The sequence below is a fragment of the Oerskovia enterophila genome, from assembly GCF_001692445.1.
Classification (GTDB): Bacteria; Actinomycetota; Actinomycetes; order Actinomycetales; family Cellulomonadaceae; genus Oerskovia; species Oerskovia enterophila.
Genome location: NZ_MAQA01000048.1, coordinates 1 through 18455 on the forward strand (window position 1 = coordinate 1; position 18455 = coordinate 18455).

Below are 18455 nucleotides of genomic sequence, written 5' to 3' on the forward strand. Positions count from 1 at the left end.
GCCCAGGAAGGCCCACCACCATGACCACCACCCCTCCCCACGCCGACGTCGCGGACCTCACCTACGAGCAGGCCCGCGACGAGCTGGTCCAGGTCGTGTCGCGCCTCGAGGCCGGCGGCGAGCCGCTCGAAGCCTCGCTCGCGCTGTGGGAGCGAGGCGAGGCCCTCGCGGCCCGCTGCCAGCAGTGGCTCGACGGCGCCCGCGAGCGCCTCGCGTCGGCACGCGCTGCAGACGCCCCGTCCGCGACGGGCAGCTCCTCCGAGGCGACCGAGGACGACTGACCGGTACCGCTCAGGCGCTGGCCTTCTGCGCCTGGGCGTCGGCCTGCGCCTGAGCCCGCTCGAGCGAGGCGCGCCGGTCCTCCTCGTTCTCGCGGTCGAGCCGGTCCACCTCGTCCTGGTCGTGCGTGAGGTTCTCCCCCGTCTCGGGGTCGAAGACCATCATCTTGTCGGGGTCGAACCAGAGCTCGGTCGTGTCACCGTCTCGCACGCGCGACGCCGAGTCGAGCGCGACGACGAACTGGGTGCGCAGGCCCTCCCCGTCGAGCTCGCGGTCGAGCTCCTCGAGCTGCTCGGCGACCGACGCGTGCATCTCGAACGGCACGTAGGCGTAGAGCTCGGCGCCGAGCCACTCCGTCACGTCGATCTGCGCGTCGAACGTCCGCCCCCGGTCCTTCTTGGTCGGGTCGACCAAGCGCGCGTCCTCGAAGTGCTCGGGGCGCAGCCCCACGATCACGAGCTCGCGGCCACCGACGGCGCTCACGATCCGCTCGGGCATGTCGAACGTCCCGAACGGCAGCTCCATGCTGTACCCCGAGACCTGCCCCGGGAGGAAGTTCATGGGCGGCGACCCGATGAACCCCGCGACGAACAGGTTGACGGGCTGCTCGTACAGGGCCCGCGGGCTCGCGAGCTGCTGCAGCTCCCCCTTGCGCAGGACCGCGACACGGTCGCCGAGCGTCATGGCCTCGGTCTGGTCGTGGGTCACGTACACGGTCGTGGTCGCGAGGCGGCGCTGGAGCCGGGCGATCTCGGTGCGCATCTGCCCGCGCAGCTTGGCGTCCAGGTTGGACAGCGGCTCGTCGAACAGGAACGCCTTGGCGTCCCGCACGATCGCGCGCCCCATCGCGACACGCTGTCGTTGCCCACCCGAGAGGTTCGCGGGCTTGCGGTCCAGGTGCTCGCGCAGCTCGAGCAGGTCCGCGGCGTGCTCGACCTTCTCGCGGATCTCGGCGTCGGTGAACTTCCCCTTGGTCAGGCGCAGCGGGAACGCGATGTTCTCCCCGACGGTCAGGTGCGGGTAGAGCGCGTAGTTCTGGAACACCATCGCGAGGTCGCGGTCGCGGGGCGCCTTCTCGTTGACGCGCTGACCGTCGATCATCAGGTCTCCCGAGGTGATGTCCTCGAGGCCGACGATCATGCGCAGTAGCGTCGACTTCCCGCAGCCCGACGGGCCAACGAGGATCACGAACTCCCCGTCGGCGATGTCGATGCTCACCCCGTTCACGGCGGGAAAACCGTCGCCGTACTTCTTGACGATGTCCTTGAGGGTGATCGACGCCATCAGGTCTCTCCTCGGTCGGGGGTCGGGCAGCGAAGGGTTCGGGGGCGGGACGGGGTCTCACGCGGGTGCCCGACGGCGCCGCGCACCGCCGGGAGAGATCGCACCCGCGCGCGGCGCGCCGTGCGCAGGGTGCGGCGACCTCTCGGGGCGAGCGGCGCCGTCGGGCCGGTGGCTCTGCTCATCCCTTGACCGCCCCCTGCGTGAGGCCCGAGACGATCTGGCGCTGGAACAGCACCACGAGAATCACCACGGGGATCGTCACGACCACGGCAGCGGCCGAGATCGCGCCCGTCGGCTCCTCGAAGTACGACGCCCCCGTGAAGAACGCGAGGGCAGCGGGCACCGGACGGGCCGCGCTCGTCGACGTCAAGGAGATGCCGTAGATGAAGTCGTTCCACGCGATGAAGAACGCGATGAGCGCCGTGGTGAACACGCCCGGCGCCGCGAGCGGCACGATGACCTTGCGGAACGCCTGCCAGGGCGTCGCGCCGTCGACCTGCGCGGCCTGCTCGAGCTCCCACGGGATCTGGCGGAAGAACGCCGCGAGCGTCCAGATGGCGATCGGGAGCGTGAGCGACAGGTACGGGATGATGAGCCCGAGCCACGTGTCGTACAACCCGATGTTGCGCCACAGGTTGAACAGTGGTGTGACGATCGAGACCACGGGGAAGATCGACACCCCGAGCGCGGTCGTGAGGATCAGCCGCTTGCCCGGGAAGTCGAGGCGCGCGATCGCGTACGCGGCGAGGGTTGCGAGGACCACCGCGATGGCCGTCGCGATGAGCGAGATGCCCACCGAGTTCCGCAGGGCCGACAGGAAGAGCTCCTGCGCGGACCCGCTCGAGGACAGGATCTGCCCGTAGTTGTCGGTGCTCCACTGCGGGGGCAGGAACGTGCCCGAGTTGATGTCGCTCGGACCCTTGAAGCTCGTCATGAGGATCGAGACGACCGGGAACAGGGCTCCGACGAGGACGACGACCGTGATGACGGCCCACCACACGCGGGGCCGGGTGCTCAGGACGCTGCCCATCATCGCTCCCCTCTCGCGCCGGCCAGATCCACCTTGAAGAGCTTGATCGCGACGAAGCAGATCCCGATCACGCACAGGAACAGCAGGACCGAGATGGCCGAGCCCATGCCGATCTGGAGCTGACCGATCGAGGTCCGGTAGGCCAGCAGGGACAGGACCTCGGTGTTGTTCGCCCCGTTGGTCATGATGAAGACGTTGTCGAAGATGCGGAACGCGTCGAGCGCGCGGAACAGCACGGCGACCATGATCGCGGCCTTCATGTTGGGCACGATCACGCGCGAGAAGCGCTGCCAGGCCGTCGCCCCGTCCACCTTCGCGGCCTCCTCGAGGTCTCCCGGGACCTGGGCGAGGCCCGCGAGCAGCAGGAGCGAGATGAACGGCGTGGTCTTCCAGACCTCGGACGCGATGATGACGAACAGGCTCGTGCCCTGGTGCGCGAACCAGTTGAGGTCGGGGCCGATCCCGGGCACCCAGTCGAACCAGCTGTTGACGTACCCCGAGGTGATGTCGAACGCGTAGAACCACGCGAACGCCGAGACCACGGTGATGATCCCGTAGGGCACGAGGATCGCGGTGCGCAGCAGCCCACGGAGCCGCCTGATCGCGCGGTGCATGACCAGCGCGAGCGCGAAGCCCAGGACGAGCTCGACCACCACGGAGACGACCATGATGAAGAACGTCACGGCGAAGTCTCGCCACCACACGGGGTCGGTGAGGATCACGACGTAGTTGCCGAGGCCCACGAACGAGCGGTCGTCGGGGGCCGTGAGCTTGTAGTTGAACAGCGAGTCGTAGAAGGCCTGGAGGATCGGGTAGAGCGTCACGGCCAGCATCACGACGAACGCGGGTCCGGCGAGGTACCACCCGAGGCGGGCCTCAGCCCGGGCCCGGTCGCTGCGCGCGGCCCTGGCCTTCTTGTCGGGTCCGCGGTCCGCGCCGGGCGCGGGGTCCGGCGTGGGCCGGGCCGGGTGGGCGCCCCGGGTCTCGGTGCTCACAGGAGTCGCTCCCCTCGCAGGACGGCAGTGATGAAGTCGGTCGACTTCACGGGGGTCCCGTCCTCGGTCACGCTCGACGGCGGGTACCAGGTCTGCTGCAGACCCGTCGAGACCTCGTTGTAGAACGGGGTCTGCGGCCGGGGTGCGGCCTGCTCGAGCGACTGCCGGATCACGTCGTACATGGGATAGGCCTCCTGCACGGCCGGGTCGTCGTAGGCCGTCGTGCTGGCCGCCGGGTTGCCGTCCGACACGAAGTACGCGGCCTGGTTCTCGGGGGTCACGATGCACTGCGCGGCCTCGTAGGCGAGGTCGGTGTGGTCGCTGAAGGCCCCGACGCCCAGGCTGATGCCGCCGTAGGGCGGACGCGTGTCCTTGCCCTCGACGGTCTGCGGGTAGAGCGTCCAGCCGATGTCGTCGAGCAGCGACTGGTCGAGCGAGCCCGCCTCGACGCCGCCCTGCGTCGAGGACCAGACGAACGGCCAGTTGACCATGAACGAGCCCTTGTCCCCCTGGAAGAGCGTGAGCGAGGCCGACTCGTCGGCGCTCGGCAGGCCCGGTCCACCGACGCCCGACGTCCCGATCTCACCGATGATGCGGGCCGCGTCACGACCCGCGTCGGTCTCGAGCCCGAGCTTCAGCTCGTCCGCGGGGGCCTCGGGGTTCTCGAGGATCTGACCGCCCGCCGACGCGACGAGGGCGTTGATCCACACGGTCAGCGACTCGGCCTTGGCGCCCTGGACCGCGAGGTACTTGTCCTGGGACTGCGCGGCGTCGATGAGCTGGTCCCAGGTCACGGGCTGAGCGAGGTCGAGGCCCGCGGCCTCGGCGACCGACGTGCGGTACCAGAGGAGCTGGGTGTTGGCCCAGAACGGGATCGCGACGAGCTCTCCCTTCCACGTCGAGCCGTCGATCGCGCCCTGCACGACGTCTGTGGTCGCGGCCGTCGCGACGTCCTCCGGCACGGGGGCGAGGAAGCCCGCCTCGGCGAGCTCGGGGATGAACGGCGGGTCGAGGCTCATCAGGTCGATCGACGAGTCCTTCGCGGCGAGGCGCCGCGCGAGCTGCTCGCGCTGGGCGGCGGCGTCACGCGGCAGGAGGGACGTCTCGATCGTGTAGGCGCCCCCTGCCGCCTCGGTGCAGGACGCCGCGATCGCGGCCTGTCCTCCGTTGTCCGGGTTGATGTACCAGGTGAGCACGGGCGGGCCGGAGCCCTCTCCCGTGCTGCACGCGGCGAGCGGCACGACGGTCGCGACAGCGAGTGCCGCGGCGAGTGCCCGGATGCGTCGGTGCACGGTCTCCCCTTCGTCCAACGGGCGCTGCGCCGTGCCCGTTCTCGGTTGGTTCACTCCTCCCAGGGCTACACCGTTCCCGGACGACTCGCCACAGGAAGGACATTCCGATGGGCCGCCGAGCGGTTCCTCGGGTGGCCCGACGGCGCCGCTCGCCCCGCGCGGCCAGGTCGCCGCGTCCACGGCGAGGGTCGGATCGTGAACACCGCCGACGGGACGGGCCCCCGTGAGCGAGCATGGAGGGTGTGACCACGACTGAGACGACCGAGCAGACCCCACCCGCGCTGACCCCCGCCAAGGCCTGGGCCATGCTCCGCGACGGGAACGGACGCTTCGTCCGCGACGAGATGGAGCACCCCTCGCAGGGTGCCGCCCGCCGGGCGGAGCTCAGCGTCGCGCAGCACCCGCACACCGTGATCTTCGGCTGCGCCGACTCGCGTGTCGCCGCCGAGATCATCTTCGACCAGGGACTGGGCGACGTGTTCGTCGTGCGGACCGCGGGTCACGTCCTGGACACGACCGTGATCGGCTCGATCGAGTACGGGGTCAACATCCTGGGCACGCCGCTCGTGGTCGTGCTCGGCCACGACAGCTGCGGCGCGATCGCCGCCGCGGCCCACACGCTCGCGACCGGTGAGCAGGCCGACGGGTTCGTCCGCGCGGTCGTGGACCGGGTCATCCCCTCGATCGTCAACATCACGAGCAGCACGGGCAGCCTCGCGACCCTCGACCCGGACACCCTGCGCCGCGAGCACGTGCGCCACACGGTCGACATGCTGCACGGCTACTCGGCAGCCCTGGCCGACGCCGTGGCCGAGGGTCGGCTCGCGATCGTCGGCGTCGAGTACACGCTCGCGGACGGCCGCGCCCGGCTCGTCGAGGTCGTGGGCGACGTCGACGACACGCCGGACGTCTGAGCGCCCGACTCCCGCACCGGAACCGGCCCGCGCGGGTGACGTGCAGCACGCACCCACCCCGCGGCCGGGTTCGAGATCACCCGCGCTCGTGCGGCACCATTAGCCCCATGACTTCTGCCGACGCTTCCGACTACCGCATCGAGCACGACACCATGGGTGAGGTCCGCGTCCCCGCGGCCGCCCTCTACCGCGCGCAGACGCAGCGCGCCGTGGAGAACTTCCCGCTGTCGGGCACTCCTCTCGAGCGCAGCCACATCGAGGCCCTCGCTCGTGTCAAGAAGGCCGCCGCGCGCGCCAACGCCGAGTTGGGGGTGCTCGACGAGGACGTCGCGGCCGCCATCGTGGCTGCCGCCGACGAGGTCGCCTCGGGCGCGCACGACGCCCACTTCCCGATCGACATCTTCCAGACGGGCTCCGGCACGTCGTCGAACATGAACACCAACGAGGTCCTCGCGACGCTCGCCACGCGCTCGCTGGGCCGCGAGGTGCACCCGAACGACCACGTCAACGCGTCGCAGTCGTCCAACGACGTCTTCCCGACGTCGGTGCACCTGGCCGCGACCGCGGGCGTCGTGCACGACCTGATCCCGGCCCTGACGCACCTCGCGGAGGCCCTCGAGGCCAAGGCGGCCGAGTTCGCGACGGTCGTGAAGTCGGGCCGTACGCACCTCATGGACGCGACCCCGGTCACGCTCGGCCAGGAGTTCGGCGGGTACGCGGCAGCCATGCGCTACGGGATCGAGCGCCTCGAGTCGGCGCTCCCCCGCGCGGCCGAGGTCCCCCTGGGCGGCACGGCCGTCGGCACGGGCATCAACACGCCGGCCGGCTTCCCGCAGCGCGTCATCGCGCTGCTGGTCGAGGACACGGGCCTGCCGCTGACCGAGGCGCGCGACCACTTCGAGGCGCAGAGCTCGCGCGACGGGCTCGTCGAGCTCTCGGGCGCGCTGCGCACCATCGCGGTCTCGATCACCAAGATCTGCAACGACCTGCGCTGGATGGGCTCGGGACCCAACACGGGCCTGGGCGAGATCTTCATCCCGGACCTGCAGCCCGGCTCGTCGATCATGCCGGGCAAGGTCAACCCCGTCGTCCCCGAGGCCGTCCTCATGATCGCCGCACGCGTGATCGGCAACGACGCGACCGTGGCGTGGGCCGGGGCCTCGGGGAGCTTCGAGCTCAACGTGCAGATCCCGGTCATCGCGCTGGGCGTGCTCGAGTCGATCCGCCTGCTCTCGAACGCGTCGGTCGTCCTCGCGGACAAGACCGTCACGGGCATCACGGCCAACGTCGAGCGTGCGCGCGCGCTCGCGGAGTCCTCGCCGTCGATCGTCACGCCGCTCAACCGCGTGATCGGCTACGAGGCAGCGGCCAAGGTCGCCAAGCACTCGGTCAAGCAGGGCATCACGGTCCGCGAGGCAGTGATCGACCTGGGCTTCGTCGAGCGCGGCGAGGTCACCGAGGCGCAGCTCGACACGGCGCTCGACGTCCTGTCGATGACGCGCCCGCCGCAGGCGTGACCCTCCAGAACGACTGAGGCAGCGGCGCCCTCGGGACGCGTGCCTCGGTGAGGACGACGGACGGCGTGGGCCGGGTGCTGGCACCCGGCCCACGCCGTCCGTCGTTGCTCCGTCGTCCGATGCCGGACGCCCTGTCCGCGGCGGGGCTGGGCAGGGCCGGGCCGGCTGCAGCAGGGGCCGAACCACGGGCCCGCCACGCCAGGCTCAGTACTCGACCGGGTCCACCCGGCGCAGCACGATCGCGAGCAGCTCGGCGAGGCGCTCGCGCTCGTCGTCGGTGAGCCGGTCGAGGGCGGCACGCTCGCGGTCGAGCTGGGCAGGGAAGAGCTCGTCGACGAGCCGGGTCCCCTCCTCGGTGAGCGAGAGCAGCACCCCGCGCCGGTCGCGCTCGACGACGGTCCGCTCGACCAGGCCCTCGCGCTGGAGGTGGTCGAGCCGCTTGGTGATCGAGGCGCCGGGCGCCCGCGTGATGGTCGTGACCTCGCGTGCTCGCAGGGGCCGCCCGGCGCGCCGCAGGGCCGTGAGCACCTCGAGCTCGGGGCGGGTCAGCGACCGCTGCGCCAGGGCGGCGTCGCTCGCCTCGGCTAGGAGCGCCGCGATACGGGTGATCCGGCCGATCGAGTCGGCGGGCGACACGTCGACGTCGGGCATCTGCTCTGCCCACTGCTCGCGCAGGCGCTCCACGTAGTCCACGGGACCAGCGTAGTGCCACGGCTCAACTAGTTCACTAGTGAAATATCTGCGAACGAGGCGTATCCTGGACGGGATGCCACTCTCCTCGTCGACCGCCACCGTCATGCCCGCCCACGCCACCACCGAGCAGCACTCACCCGACCAGCGCACCCCGGTCCGCACCGCCGCGCGCGAGGTCCTCGACCCCGCGCACCTTCGGGCCGCCCTGCGCCTCACCTCGGTCGACGCGACCCTCGCGGCAGCCCTGCGGTGCGGGGCGAGCGTCGCGCTCACGCTCGTCCTCGCCGCCACGAGCGGTCACCAGGACCTCGCGGGCTTCGCGGCCCTCGGCGCCCTGACCTCGCTCTACGGCCGGTTCGACCCGTACCGCCGTCGCGCCGCGCTGCTCGCGCTGGTCGGCACGACCATGATCGGCTCGATCCTGCTCACGACCGCGGTCACGGCCGCGGGCGCCCCCGCCGCGGTGACGCTCGGGATCGTCGCGCTGCTCGCCGGCGGCATGACCGCGCTGTGCCAGCTCCTGCGCACGGGCGCACCCGGCGCCACGATCGTCGTCTTCGCCGCGGGCGCGGGCCTGGCGGGATCACCCGCGTTCGCCGACCTGGCCCCGCGAGGCCTCGCCGCGCTCCTGGGCGTCGTGGTCGCGTGCGTCGTGTGCCTGGCAGGATTCCTGGTCCGGCCGAGCGGTCCGGCACGGCTGGCGGTGCGGCGCGCGACGCTCGCCGCCGAGGCCGCGGCCCTCGCACCCGACGACCGTGGCGCCGTCGGCCGGGCGCAGGACGCCGTGGTCCTCGCCCGGACCGTGCTCGCCGACGACGCCTCGCACGGCCGCACGCGCGAGACCGCGCTGCGGCTCGCCGACGAGCTCTCCGGCGCGGCCGGGACGCCCGCCGACCTCCCCTCACGCCTCTCGTTGCGTGCGACCGCCCGCGCGTCGCTCACGGACGGAGGGTGGGGCCTGCGCGCGGCGCGCGTGACCCTCGCGGCCGCCGCCGCGGCGGGGCTCGCGCAGGTGGCCGGGTTCGGGCACCCGGCCTGGGCCGCGATGGGCGCCACCGCGACGCTCCAGGGCACGACGACGCAGCACGCCGTGGTCCGCGCGCTCCAGCGTGCGCTCGGCACGGTCGCGGGCGCCCTGATCGCGTGGCCGCTGCTCGACGCGCACCTCGGCTTCTGGGCGACCGCGGCGCTCGTCGTCGTGCTCCAGGTCGTGACCGAGATCGTCGTGGGGCGTCACTACGGCCTCGCGATGCTGACCATCACGCCCATGGCTCTGCTCATGACGTCGCTCGGCGGGTCGGGCGAGGGCATCGCGCTGGACCGGGCGCTCGACACCGCGGTCGGCGCCCTGGTCGGCGTGCTCGCCGTGGTGCTGGTCCACGCCCGGCGCCGTCCGGCGGCACCGGGCACGGGAGGTGCCGCGGTCTGACCGCGGGGGCGCAGGCGTGGCCCCCGGTCCGTGAGGACCGAGGGCCACGACGCACCGGGTCCGGCGAGGTCAGACCTCGATGCTCTCCAGCATCTCGGTCACGAGCGCCGCGACGGGCGAGCGCTCGGACCGCGTCAGGGTCACGTGCGCGAACAGCGGGTGGCCCTTGAGCGCCTCGATCACCGCGGCGACGCCGTCGTGCCGACCGACACGCAGGTTGTCGCGCTGGGCCACGTCGTGCGTGAGGACGACCCGGGAGGACTGCCCGATGCGCGAGAGCACGGTCAGCAGGACGTTGCGCTCGAGCGACTGGGCCTCGTCGACGATGACGAACGCGTCGTGGAGCGAGCGCCCGCGGATGTGGGTCAGGGGCAGGACCTCGAGCACGTCGCGGTCCACGACCTCGTCCATGACCTCCTTGGACACGAGCGCGCCCAGGGTGTCGAACACGGCCTGCGCCCACGGGTTCATCTTCTCGGCCTCGGAGCCGGGCAGGTAGCCGAGCTCCTGGCCGCCCACGGCGTACAGGGGGCGGAAGACCATGATCTTGCGGTGCTGCCTCTTCTCGAGCACGGCCTCGAGGCCCGCGCAGAGCGCGAGCGCGGACTTTCCCGTCCCGGCGCGCCCGCCGAGCGACACGATCCCGATCTCCTGGTCGAGCAGCAGGTCGATCGCGATGCGCTGCTCGGCCGAGCGCCCGTGCACGCCGAACACGTCCTGGTCCCCCCGGACGAGCTGCACGTGCTTGTCGGCCGTGACACGACCCAACGCGGAACCCCGCGGCGAGTGGATCACGAGCCCCGAGTGCACCAGGAGCGGCTCGGCGGCCGCGACCGTGGCGGCGTCGAGAGCCGAGAGCTCGACCGACTCGTGCTCCCACAGGTCGGCCATCTGCTCGTCGCTCACGTCGATCTCGCCCATGCCCGTCCAGCCGGAGTCGATCGCGAGCTCGGCCCGGTACTCCTCGGCCCGCAGCCCCACGGCGGAGGCCTTGACCCGCATGGGCAGGTCCTTGGACACCACGGTCACGTCGCAGCCCTCGCTCGCGAGGTTGGCCGCGACCGACAGGATGCGCGTGTCGTTGTCGCCCAGGCGGAACCCGGCGGGGAGCACCGTCGGGTCCGTGTGGTTGAGCTCGACGCGCAGCGTCCCGCCGACGGCCCCCACGGGCAGCGGGGCGTCGAGGCGGCCGTGCTTGACCCGCAGGTCGTCGAGCATGCGCAGCGCGCTGCGGGCGAAGTACCCGAGCTCGGCGTGGTGCCGCTTGGCCTCGAGCTCGGTGATGACGACGACAGGGAGGACGACGTCGTGCTCGGCGAAGCGCAGCATGGCTCGCGGGTCGGACAGGAGCACGGACGTGTCGATGACGAAGGTACGACGGGCCGCGGAGGTCGCGGGGTCGGGGCTCGTCGGGTCAGGGGACGCGACGCCCGTGACGTCGGGTGCAGCTCCAGAAGCAGAGGCGGTTCGGACCACAGCAGGCTCCCTCCGGCGCGCGGCGCCGTTCTCGCTGGGTGGGGCAGGCGACCGGCCGACGGATGGCCGGTGCCGGCCCTCCTGCGCGGAGCAGAAACTCCATCGGATGGCCTCCCGGAGGACGACGTGTGTCGTCCGTCACGTTCGAAACTACGCCCGTGACGTTCGGCCGTGTCGACCTGACACGCCGCGCGTCCGAGATGTCACCTGCCGTTCACGCGAGCGGGGCCCGCCCACCCCCTGGGACGGGGTGGGCGAGCCCCGGGTGCCCGACGGCGGCACGTGCGCTCCGCCGTCGGGCACCGTCCGCGAGTGCTCAGTCCGCGTGCGCGACGTGCGTCGCGCGCATGGCGAGCGCCGCGACGAGCCCGATCACCAGGACCGCCGACGTGACGAGCAGCGTCTGCCCGACCGCGACCGAGAAGCCCTGGTGCAGCGCGGTCGTGGCGGCCTCGCGGATCTGCGCCGCGGCCTCGGGCGGGATGCCCGCGGGCAGCTCCATGGCCTGGGCGCCCCCGGTGAACGCCCCGCCGGCCGACGCGAAGCCGTCGACGAACGGCTGACGCAGGTCGGCGGGCAGGCCCGCCGCGGCGTCGCGCGCGGCCGCGGGCAGGGTCGCCGAGAGCCGGCTCGTGAGGGTCGCGACGATCGCGGCCGACCCGATCACGCCGCCCACCTGGCGGAACGTGTTGAAGGCGCCCGCTCCGGCGCCCGCGGTGCGGTGGTCGAGCCCCGAGGTCGCGAGGTTCGCGAGCGGCGAGAACACGGCCCCGGTCCCGATCCCGAACAGGGTCATGGGCGCGACGATGGACAGGGTGCTCGCGTCGGGCGCGACCGCGACGCTCAGCCACACGACCGAGGCGGCGAGCAGCGCGAAGCCCGTCGCCACGACCCACTTGGCCGGGATCCGGTCGGACAACCTGCCCGCGAACGGCGCCACGACGCCGGACACGAGCGATCCCGGCAGGTTGATGAGCGCGGCCTCGATCGGCGAGAGCCCCAGGATCGACTGCAGGAAGATCGTCAGCGGGAAGAAGATCCCGATCATCCCGAACGACACGGCCATGCCGGACACGTTCGCGAGCGAGAAGTTGCGCGAGTGGAACAGCGTGAGCGGCAGCAGGGCGCGGTCGCCCAGGTGCCGCTGCCACAGCACGAACGCCGCGAGCACCAGGACGCCCAGGCCGATGATCGACCAGATGGTGAGAGGTCCCACGACGGTGCCCCAGTGGTAGGTCTCGCCCTCCTGCAGGCCGAACACGAACAGGAACAGGCCCACGATCGAGAGCGCGACGCCGATCATGTCGAAGCTGCGCTTGTTGGTGGGCAGCGACGGCAGGCTCCGCAGCGCCAGGACGAGAGCCACGACGCCCACGGGGATGTTGACGAAGAAGATCCACTCCCAGCCCCAGGTCTCGACGAACACGCCGCCGAGCAGCGGGCCCGCGATGGTCGCGACGCCCGCGACCGCTCCCCACAGACCCATCGCGGCCCCGCGCTGACGCGGCGGGAAGACGCGCGTGATCATCGACATGGTCTGCGGGGTCATGAGCGCCGCGCCGACGCCCTGGACCGCGCGCGCCACGATGAGCATCTCGACCGATCCCGACAGCCCGCACCACAGCGACGAGAGCGTGAAGACCACGAGGCCCAGGACGAACACGGGCTTGGGGCCGAACCTGTCACCCAGGCGCCCGGCGAGCAGGAGGAGCACCGCGTAGCTGAGCAGGTAGGCGCTGTTGACCCAGCCCACCGCGGTCAGGGTCGTGTCGAACGTGTCGACCAGCGTGGGGACCGCGATGTTCACGATCGTGGTGTCGACCATGATCATGAAGAAGCCCAGGCACAGCGCGGGCAGGATGCTCCACGGGCTGCGCCCGCCGAGGTCGACGAGCGGTGGTCCGGCAGGAGCACCGGCCGGCGGGCCCGCGGGTGCGTCGGCGGGGGCGGGTGGCGTGGCGGGGTCCGTCCGAGTGCCTGCCGTCGGCAGGCTCCCGGAAGAGGGTGGCGTGGTCATGGGTGGTCCTCGAGGATCGGAGAGGTGCGGGGGTGTGCGAGAAGGCTGCGCGAGCAGCGGTACCGGCGTGACGCCGGCGGCCCGTCAGGGCACGTGATCCGTCGCTGCCGCCTGCGAGCGGGCGGCAGCGAAGTCACGGAAGGACTGCGGGACGGACTCGTCCCAGTCCAGGGCTCCGGAGTCGAGGTCGGCGAGCAGGCCGTCGAGCCAGGCCAGCTCGGACTCGATCCGGTGGATGTCGTACTCGACGTCGAGCAGGAGGCGACGCGGCAGCCCGTGGTGCCGGACGACGTCGTACCTGCTGGTGTAGGAGGCGAGCTCGTCGGCCGTCGCGGCCCGGCGGGCTCGCAGCGCGTCGACCGCGCTCTGGCGGTCGATCGCATGGGCCTGGGACAGGGCGAGCGGGAGGCACGGGTGCTCGCGCCGGGGGTGACCGAGGAGCAGGGCCGTGCGGTCCGCGAACGCGTCCCGTCCGGCGTCCGTCAGCCGGTACGTGGTCCGCTGGGGCCGGTTGCCCTCGCGGTCGGTGCCGACCACCTCGACGTACCCGTCCGCCGCGAGGCGGTCCATCGCGTGGTAGACCGAGCCCGGCGTGATGCTAGCGAGCCGGTCGTCCCCGCGCTGCTTGAGCGTCTGGTGGACCTGGTAGGGGTGCATGGGCTGCTCGTGGAGGAGCCCGAGGAGGAGGAGCGCGGCGGCGGACAGCTCCTTGCGTGCCATGCTCTCGCCTCCTGACGGCGGTTCGTTCGTTCGTCGCTTGGTTCGGGCGGCCGGGCGGGCCGTGCTGGACGGCGGGGCCATCCGACCGACGGGCCGGGCGCACGCGCCGAGTGCTCGGACGCGTTCGCTCCCCCAGGAATATTCCCGTCGGAATATACGCCCCTGCGACCGGTGGGTCGAGAGAGAAGCCCCCCACCGTGGGGCACGTCACGCGGCCGGGACGTCGTCCGCCGAGATAGAGGGCCGGCGTCGAGGTAGAGGGCGCGAACCCTCTACCTCGACGACCGGCCTCTACCTCGCACCCCACGGCCCGACGGACACGACAGAGGTGCTCGACTGCTGCCGAGATGTCGACTACTCCCGCCACCGCTCACGGCACTAGGCTCGGTCAGGCGGGTCCTGCGAGCGGGCCGAGCAGCATCGCTGCAGGTCACGAGCACACCCGACCGCCGCCCACCCAGCGGCGTCGGCGCGGCGGCAGGCACAGCCCGCCACCGGAGCAGCACCGGAGCGGTATCAGAGCAGTATCGAGAACGAGCTCGACACGAGGAGACGCATGGACACGGCAGCGGGCACGTCATCGGCACCCGAGCAGGCACGAGGTCCGGTCGGCGAGACGACGGCGGGCGCCGCCCTGCCCGGCTCGATGCCGGGCTCGACAGCCCGCCCGGCGGCCCGCTCGACGGCGGGCGCGGCCTCGACCCTCTCGCCCCTGGTCCCGCTGCCCGGCGGCACCTACCGGCGGGGATCGACCGAGTTCTACCCCGACGAGGCTCCTGTCCACGAGGTCACGGTCGGCCCGTTCGAGATCGAGCAGCACCCGGTGACCAACGCGCAGTTCGCGGCGTTCGTCGACGCGACGGGCTACGTCACGGTCGCCGAGCGTCCGCTCGACCCGGCCGACTACCCGGGCGTCGCGGTCGAGGACCTCCAGCCGGGAGCGCTCGTCTTCACCCCGACCGCTGGCCCCGTGAACCTCTCCGACTGGCGCCAGTGGTGGCGCTGGCAGCCCGGGGCCCGGTGGAGCACACCGCACGGCCCGGACAGCTCGGTCGAGGGCCGCGAGGACCACCCGGTCGTGCAGGTCTCGTACGAGGACGCCCAGGCCTACGCGGCGTGGGCAGGCAGGTCGCTCCCCACCGAGGCCGAGTGGGAGTACGCAGGACGCGGCGGGCTCGACGGCGCACGCTTCGCCTGGGGCGACGAGTACCAGCCCGACGGCGAGCTCCTCGCGAACCACTGGCAGGGTTCGTTCCCGTACCGCAACACGGGCGCCCGGGGGTGGGTCGGCACGAGCCCCGTGGGGACGTTCCCCGCGAACGGGTTCGGGCTCGACGACATGACCGGCAACGTCTGGGAGTGGACGTCGTCGTTCTACACGCCCAACCACGCGGTCGACGCCCGCACGGCCGAGGAGGTCGCCGCCGCGCGCGACGCGCTCACGATCGAGATGCCCGCGTGCTGCGCGCCGAGCACCGGCGCGGCCATGGCAGCGGCCCACCCCGCCCCGCACGACCCCCTGGGCAGCCGGGCGCCGGTCGAGGGGGCCGGCGGCGTGCCGGGCGACTCCTCGGACGCGCTCGCGGCCGCGAGCGCCGAGCCCGGCTCAGCGATCCCCCGCAAGGTCCTCAAGGGCGGGTCGCACCTGTGCGCACCGGAGTACTGCCTGCGCTACCGGCCCGCGGCTCGTTCTCCCCAGGCGGTCGACACCGCGACGAGCCACATCGGCTTCCGCTGCGTGGTCCGCCCGCCCGTGGCGGTGGCGCCGAGCATGCCGGCCTCGACGCGCAACCTGCTGGGCTGACGCGTGGCCGGGTCCGGAGTCCCGTCGGCCTGCGCGGTGCTGCTGCGCGGGGTGAACGTGGGAGGGGGCCGCAAGGTCCCCTCCGCAGACCTGCGCGCGGTCGCGCAGGACGCGGGGTTCGCGGGCGCGCGCACGCTCCTCAACAGCGGGAATCTCGTCGTCTCGCCGGGGACGTCGGGAGCCTCGGGGCCCGACGACGTCGCGCGCCTCGTGCGCGCGGGGCTCGCCCGGCGCCTGGGACTGGACGTCGACGTGCTCGCACTGACGGGCGCGGACCTCGAGCGGGCGGTCGCGGCGAACCCGTTCGCCGAGGCCGCGAGCCAGGACCCGTCGCACCTGCTGCTGACGTTCTACCCTGCGGCACCTGATCCCGAACGGGTCGCCGCCCTCGACCCGCTGAGCTACGGGGTCGAGCACATGGCGTGGTCCGGGCCTGTCAGCTACACCTGGTACCAGGGCGGTGTCGGGACCTCGAGGCTCACGCCCGCGGTGCTGCTGCGGACGATCGGGCTGTGGGGCACGGCCCGGAACTGGAACACGGTGACCAAGCTCGCCGGGCTGGTCGCCGAGGCGGGCTGACGGCCTCAGGCGCGGCGCTCGACGCCGACCGCCCCCGTGGGGGCAGCCGGGGAAGCCGGTCGCCAGTGCTGGACGGCCCCGTCGTCCCGTACGACGACCCCGATCGCCGCGAGGTCCGCTCGCAGCGCGCGGACGTGGTCGGTCTTTCCCGCGTCCATCAGGCCGGCCCGTGCCCGCAGGAGCGCGTCGGCCCCCGCCGGAAGCCCGGGGTCGCCGATCTCCCAGCGGCGGTAGGCCGCACGGAAGGGGTCGCCGGTTTCCCGCCAGGGCCACCCGTGGCTCGTGAACGCCGCCCGGACCTTCGCGAGGGGCAGGTCCGCGGGCCACCGGCCGACCTCCCGCTCGCCTGCGAGGAGGACGATCTCCTGGTCCTCGACGTACACGTCGGTCACGTCGGACCGCCCGAGGGTCTCGAGGGTGTCCTTGGTCCTGAACCCGGCCCCCGTGGACGTCACGGCGATGCGCCCCATGGTCTCGACCAGGTGCTGGGCGAGGACCGCCCCGAGGAGAGCGCCCACGATCCCGAGCCCGACGACCGTGCACGCCCCCCACCTGTCGGCGAGCGTGTCGACCGAACGGGCGATGCCCTGCCACGGCGCCCACGACAGACCGGCCATCCAGGCCGCGAGCCAGCGCAGGCCGACCCCGGCCACGGCGCCGAGGACCGGGAGGACGACGCGGAGGAACAGCGTGTCGGCGGACGAGCACCCGACGACGGTCTCCTCCGGCGAACGAGGAGGGAGGTCAGGGTCGGGCCGGTCGGAGAGTTTCTCGTACACCTGTCCATGCTCCCGTGGGCGAGGTGTCCGAGACATCCCCCTTTCGGCGGACCTGTCGCCCGCCGAGGTCCACCTTCCGGCGTCCCCGGGCGATCCCACCGTCCTCCTTCAGGACCGTCCGCCGAGAGCCGGCCCAGGCCGACCGAGCCGCTCGACCGGTAAGATGGGAGGCTGGTGTGCCGGGAAGTCTGGTCGGCGTGACGTCGACGACCCCTCAACCGCAGGAGACCTGTGAGCACGCACGAGCAGCACACCCCCACCCCGGACGACTCCCCTCGCACGAGCGACGCGACCCCCGGCCCGGCGACCGCGGACGGTGCGACGAACCTCCCGGCGAGCGCGTCGCCGTCGGGCAGCCAGAACCCCGCCCCCGCTCCCCTGCCGACGACGCACCGCACTGCCGCGCAGCGCTGGAAGCGCTGGGTCACGCGCGAGACCACGGGCGGTGCGCTCCTCATCGGGGCCGCGATCATCGCGCTCGTGTGGGCCAACTCGCCCTGGCGTGCGGCGTACTTCGACCTGTCCGCGCTGACGTTCGGTCCCGAGGCGCTGCACCTCGACCTGTCGCTGTCCACGTGGGCCGCCGACGGGCTGCTCGCGATCTTCTTCTTCGTGGTCGGCGTCGAGCTCAAGCAGGAGTTCGTCTCGGGCTCGCTGCGCAACCCGCGCCAGGCCGGGGTGCCCATGCTCGCGGCCGTGGGCGGCATGGTCGTGCCCGCGATGCTCTACGTCACCGTCGCGCTGTGGGGCGGGGGCGCCGACGCGGTGCACGGCTGGGCCATCCCGACCGCGACCGACATCGCGTTCGCGCTCGCGGTCCTCGCGGTGTTCGGCCGCGGGCTCCCGACCGCGATCCGCACGTTCCTGCTCACGCTCGCCGTGGTCGACGACCTGCTCGCGATCGTCGTCATCGCGGTCTTCTACACCGAGACGCTGCACTGGGCCCCGCTGGGCCTGGCGCTCGTGGGCGTCGCGCTGTTCGCGTTCCTGGTGCGCCGACGCCGGACGCACTGGTGGCTCCTGCTCCCGCTCGCGTTCGTCGTCTGGGCCCTGGTCCACGCGTCCGGGATCCACGCGACCGTCGCGGGCGTGCTCCTGGGCTTCACGGTCCCGGCCGTCGTCCTGTTCGGCGAGAAGTCCTCGCGCACGCACCAGTACGAGCACGTGGTCCGGCCCGTCTCCGCGGGGATCGCGCTGCCGATCTTCGCGTTCTTCGCGGCCGGCGTCTCGCTGGTCGACGGCGGCGGGGTCGGCGAGATGATCGGCCAGCCGGTCGCGATCGGCATCATCGTGGGGCTCGTGGTCGGCAAGGGCATCGGCGTGCTGGGCGTCACGGCGCTCGTGACGAGGCTGACGCCGCTGCGCCTCGCCCCGGGCATCGGGGTGCGCGACCTGCTGCCCGTGGGCCTGCTCGCCGGGATCGGGTTCACGGTCTCGCTGCTCATCGCCGAGCTGTCGTTCCCCGACTCCGAGCACACCGAGTCGGCCAAGGCCGCGGTCCTGCTGGCGTCGGTGATCTCGGCCCTGCTCGCGGCCGCCGCGCTGCGCTGGGACGCCCGGCGCAAGCGCTCGAACGACATGAATGAGGACGGGCTGCCCGACGACGTCTCGACGTACATCGGCGACGCGGCCGACGACGAGCGCTGA

General features: G+C 72.6%; 16 protein-coding genes. 7 read left to right on the top strand and 9 right to left on the bottom strand.

The genetic code is table 11. The features are described 5' to 3' along the window. The first annotated feature begins 20 nt into the window (after nt 1-20). Nucleotides 21-281, top strand: a complete 261-nt coding sequence (locus OERS_RS16200) for an exodeoxyribonuclease VII small subunit (protein ID WP_068627004.1) — start codon at nt 21-23, stop codon at nt 279-281. Between the two features lie 10 nt (nt 282-291). On the opposite strand, the gene OERS_RS16205 is transcribed toward OERS_RS16200, so the two are convergent. The 4 genes from OERS_RS16205 to OERS_RS16220 form a co-directional block, all read right to left on the bottom strand. Then, nucleotides 292-1563, bottom strand: coding sequence for an ABC transporter ATP-binding protein (locus OERS_RS16205; protein WP_068627006.1), 1272 nt, complete (start codon nt 1561-1563; stop codon nt 292-294). Nucleotides 1564-1741: 178 nt separating this feature from the next. After that, nucleotides 1742-2596 carry a carbohydrate ABC transporter permease gene (locus OERS_RS16210; RefSeq protein WP_068627008.1) on the bottom strand — a complete coding sequence of 285 codons (855 nt, stop codon included), beginning with the start codon at nt 2594-2596 and terminating at the stop codon, nt 1742-1744. Then, nucleotides 2593-3588, bottom strand: coding sequence for a carbohydrate ABC transporter permease (locus OERS_RS16215; RefSeq protein WP_082609169.1), 996 nt, complete (start codon nt 3586-3588; stop codon nt 2593-2595). The genes OERS_RS16210 and OERS_RS16215 overlap by 4 nt, the downstream gene beginning before the upstream one ends. Next, nucleotides 3585-4880 (bottom strand): extracellular solute-binding protein, encoded by a 1296-nt coding sequence (locus OERS_RS16220; RefSeq protein WP_068627010.1) that lies wholly within the window; start codon nt 4878-4880, stop codon nt 3585-3587. Before OERS_RS16220 ends, OERS_RS16215 begins: the two co-directional genes overlap by 4 nt. A gap of 305 nt (nt 4881-5185) precedes the next feature. Between OERS_RS16220 and OERS_RS16225 the strand changes: the two genes are divergently transcribed. Together OERS_RS16225 and OERS_RS16230 are read left to right on the top strand one after the other, a co-directional pair. After that, complete coding sequence (locus OERS_RS16225) at nt 5186-5794, top strand: carbonic anhydrase (RefSeq protein ID WP_231907637.1); 609 nt, start codon at nt 5186-5188, stop codon at nt 5792-5794. Nucleotides 5795-5901: 107 nt separating this feature from the next. Beyond that, nucleotides 5902-7311: a class II fumarate hydratase gene (locus tag OERS_RS16230; RefSeq protein WP_068627013.1), complete on the top strand. Its 1410-nt coding sequence runs from the start codon at nt 5902-5904 to the stop codon at nt 7309-7311. A 204-nt stretch (nt 7312-7515) separates the two neighbouring features. On the opposite strand, the gene OERS_RS16235 is transcribed toward OERS_RS16230, so the two are convergent. Next, nucleotides 7516-8004, bottom strand: coding sequence for a MarR family winged helix-turn-helix transcriptional regulator (locus OERS_RS16235; protein WP_068627015.1), 489 nt, complete (start codon nt 8002-8004; stop codon nt 7516-7518). A gap of 73 nt (nt 8005-8077) precedes the next feature. Between OERS_RS16235 and OERS_RS16240 the strand changes: the two genes are divergently transcribed. Continuing rightward, complete coding sequence (locus OERS_RS16240; protein ID WP_068627023.1) at nt 8078-9433, top strand: FUSC family protein; 1356 nt, start codon at nt 8078-8080, stop codon at nt 9431-9433. A gap of 69 nt (nt 9434-9502) precedes the next feature. On the opposite strand, the gene OERS_RS16245 is transcribed toward OERS_RS16240, so the two are convergent. The 3 genes from OERS_RS16245 to OERS_RS16255 form a co-directional block, all read right to left on the bottom strand. Then, on the bottom strand, nt 9503-10762 hold the full coding sequence (locus tag OERS_RS16245) for a PhoH family protein (protein ID WP_056654600.1): 1260 nt from the start codon (nt 10760-10762) through the stop codon (nt 9503-9505). A 463-nt stretch (nt 10763-11225) separates the two neighbouring features. After that, nucleotides 11226-12926 carry a DHA2 family efflux MFS transporter permease subunit gene (locus OERS_RS16250; RefSeq protein WP_083201546.1) on the bottom strand — a complete coding sequence of 567 codons (1701 nt, stop codon included), beginning with the start codon at nt 12924-12926 and terminating at the stop codon, nt 11226-11228. An 84-nt stretch (nt 12927-13010) separates the two neighbouring features. Further along, nucleotides 13011-13646 (bottom strand): PadR family transcriptional regulator, encoded by a 636-nt coding sequence (locus tag OERS_RS16255; protein WP_068627025.1) that lies wholly within the window; start codon nt 13644-13646, stop codon nt 13011-13013. Between the two features lie 556 nt (nt 13647-14202). On the opposite strand from OERS_RS16255, the gene OERS_RS16260 reads away from it, so the two are divergent. Then, on the top strand, nt 14203-15450 hold the full coding sequence (locus tag OERS_RS16260; protein WP_409365928.1) for a formylglycine-generating enzyme family protein: 1248 nt from the start codon (nt 14203-14205) through the stop codon (nt 15448-15450). A gap of 3 nt (nt 15451-15453) precedes the next feature. Next, complete coding sequence (locus tag OERS_RS16265) at nt 15454-16029, top strand: DUF1697 domain-containing protein (protein WP_068627027.1); 576 nt, start codon at nt 15454-15456, stop codon at nt 16027-16029. Nucleotides 16030-16034: 5 nt separating this feature from the next. On the opposite strand, the gene OERS_RS16270 is transcribed toward OERS_RS16265, so the two are convergent. After that, nucleotides 16035-16808, bottom strand: a complete 774-nt coding sequence (locus OERS_RS16270) for a YqeB family protein (RefSeq protein ID WP_068627029.1) — start codon at nt 16806-16808, stop codon at nt 16035-16037. A gap of 378 nt (nt 16809-17186) precedes the next feature. Between OERS_RS16270 and nhaA the strand changes: the two genes are divergently transcribed. Next, on the top strand, nt 17187-18455 hold the full coding sequence (nhaA, locus tag OERS_RS16275) for a Na+/H+ antiporter NhaA (protein ID WP_068627050.1): 1269 nt from the start codon (nt 17187-17189) through the stop codon (nt 18453-18455).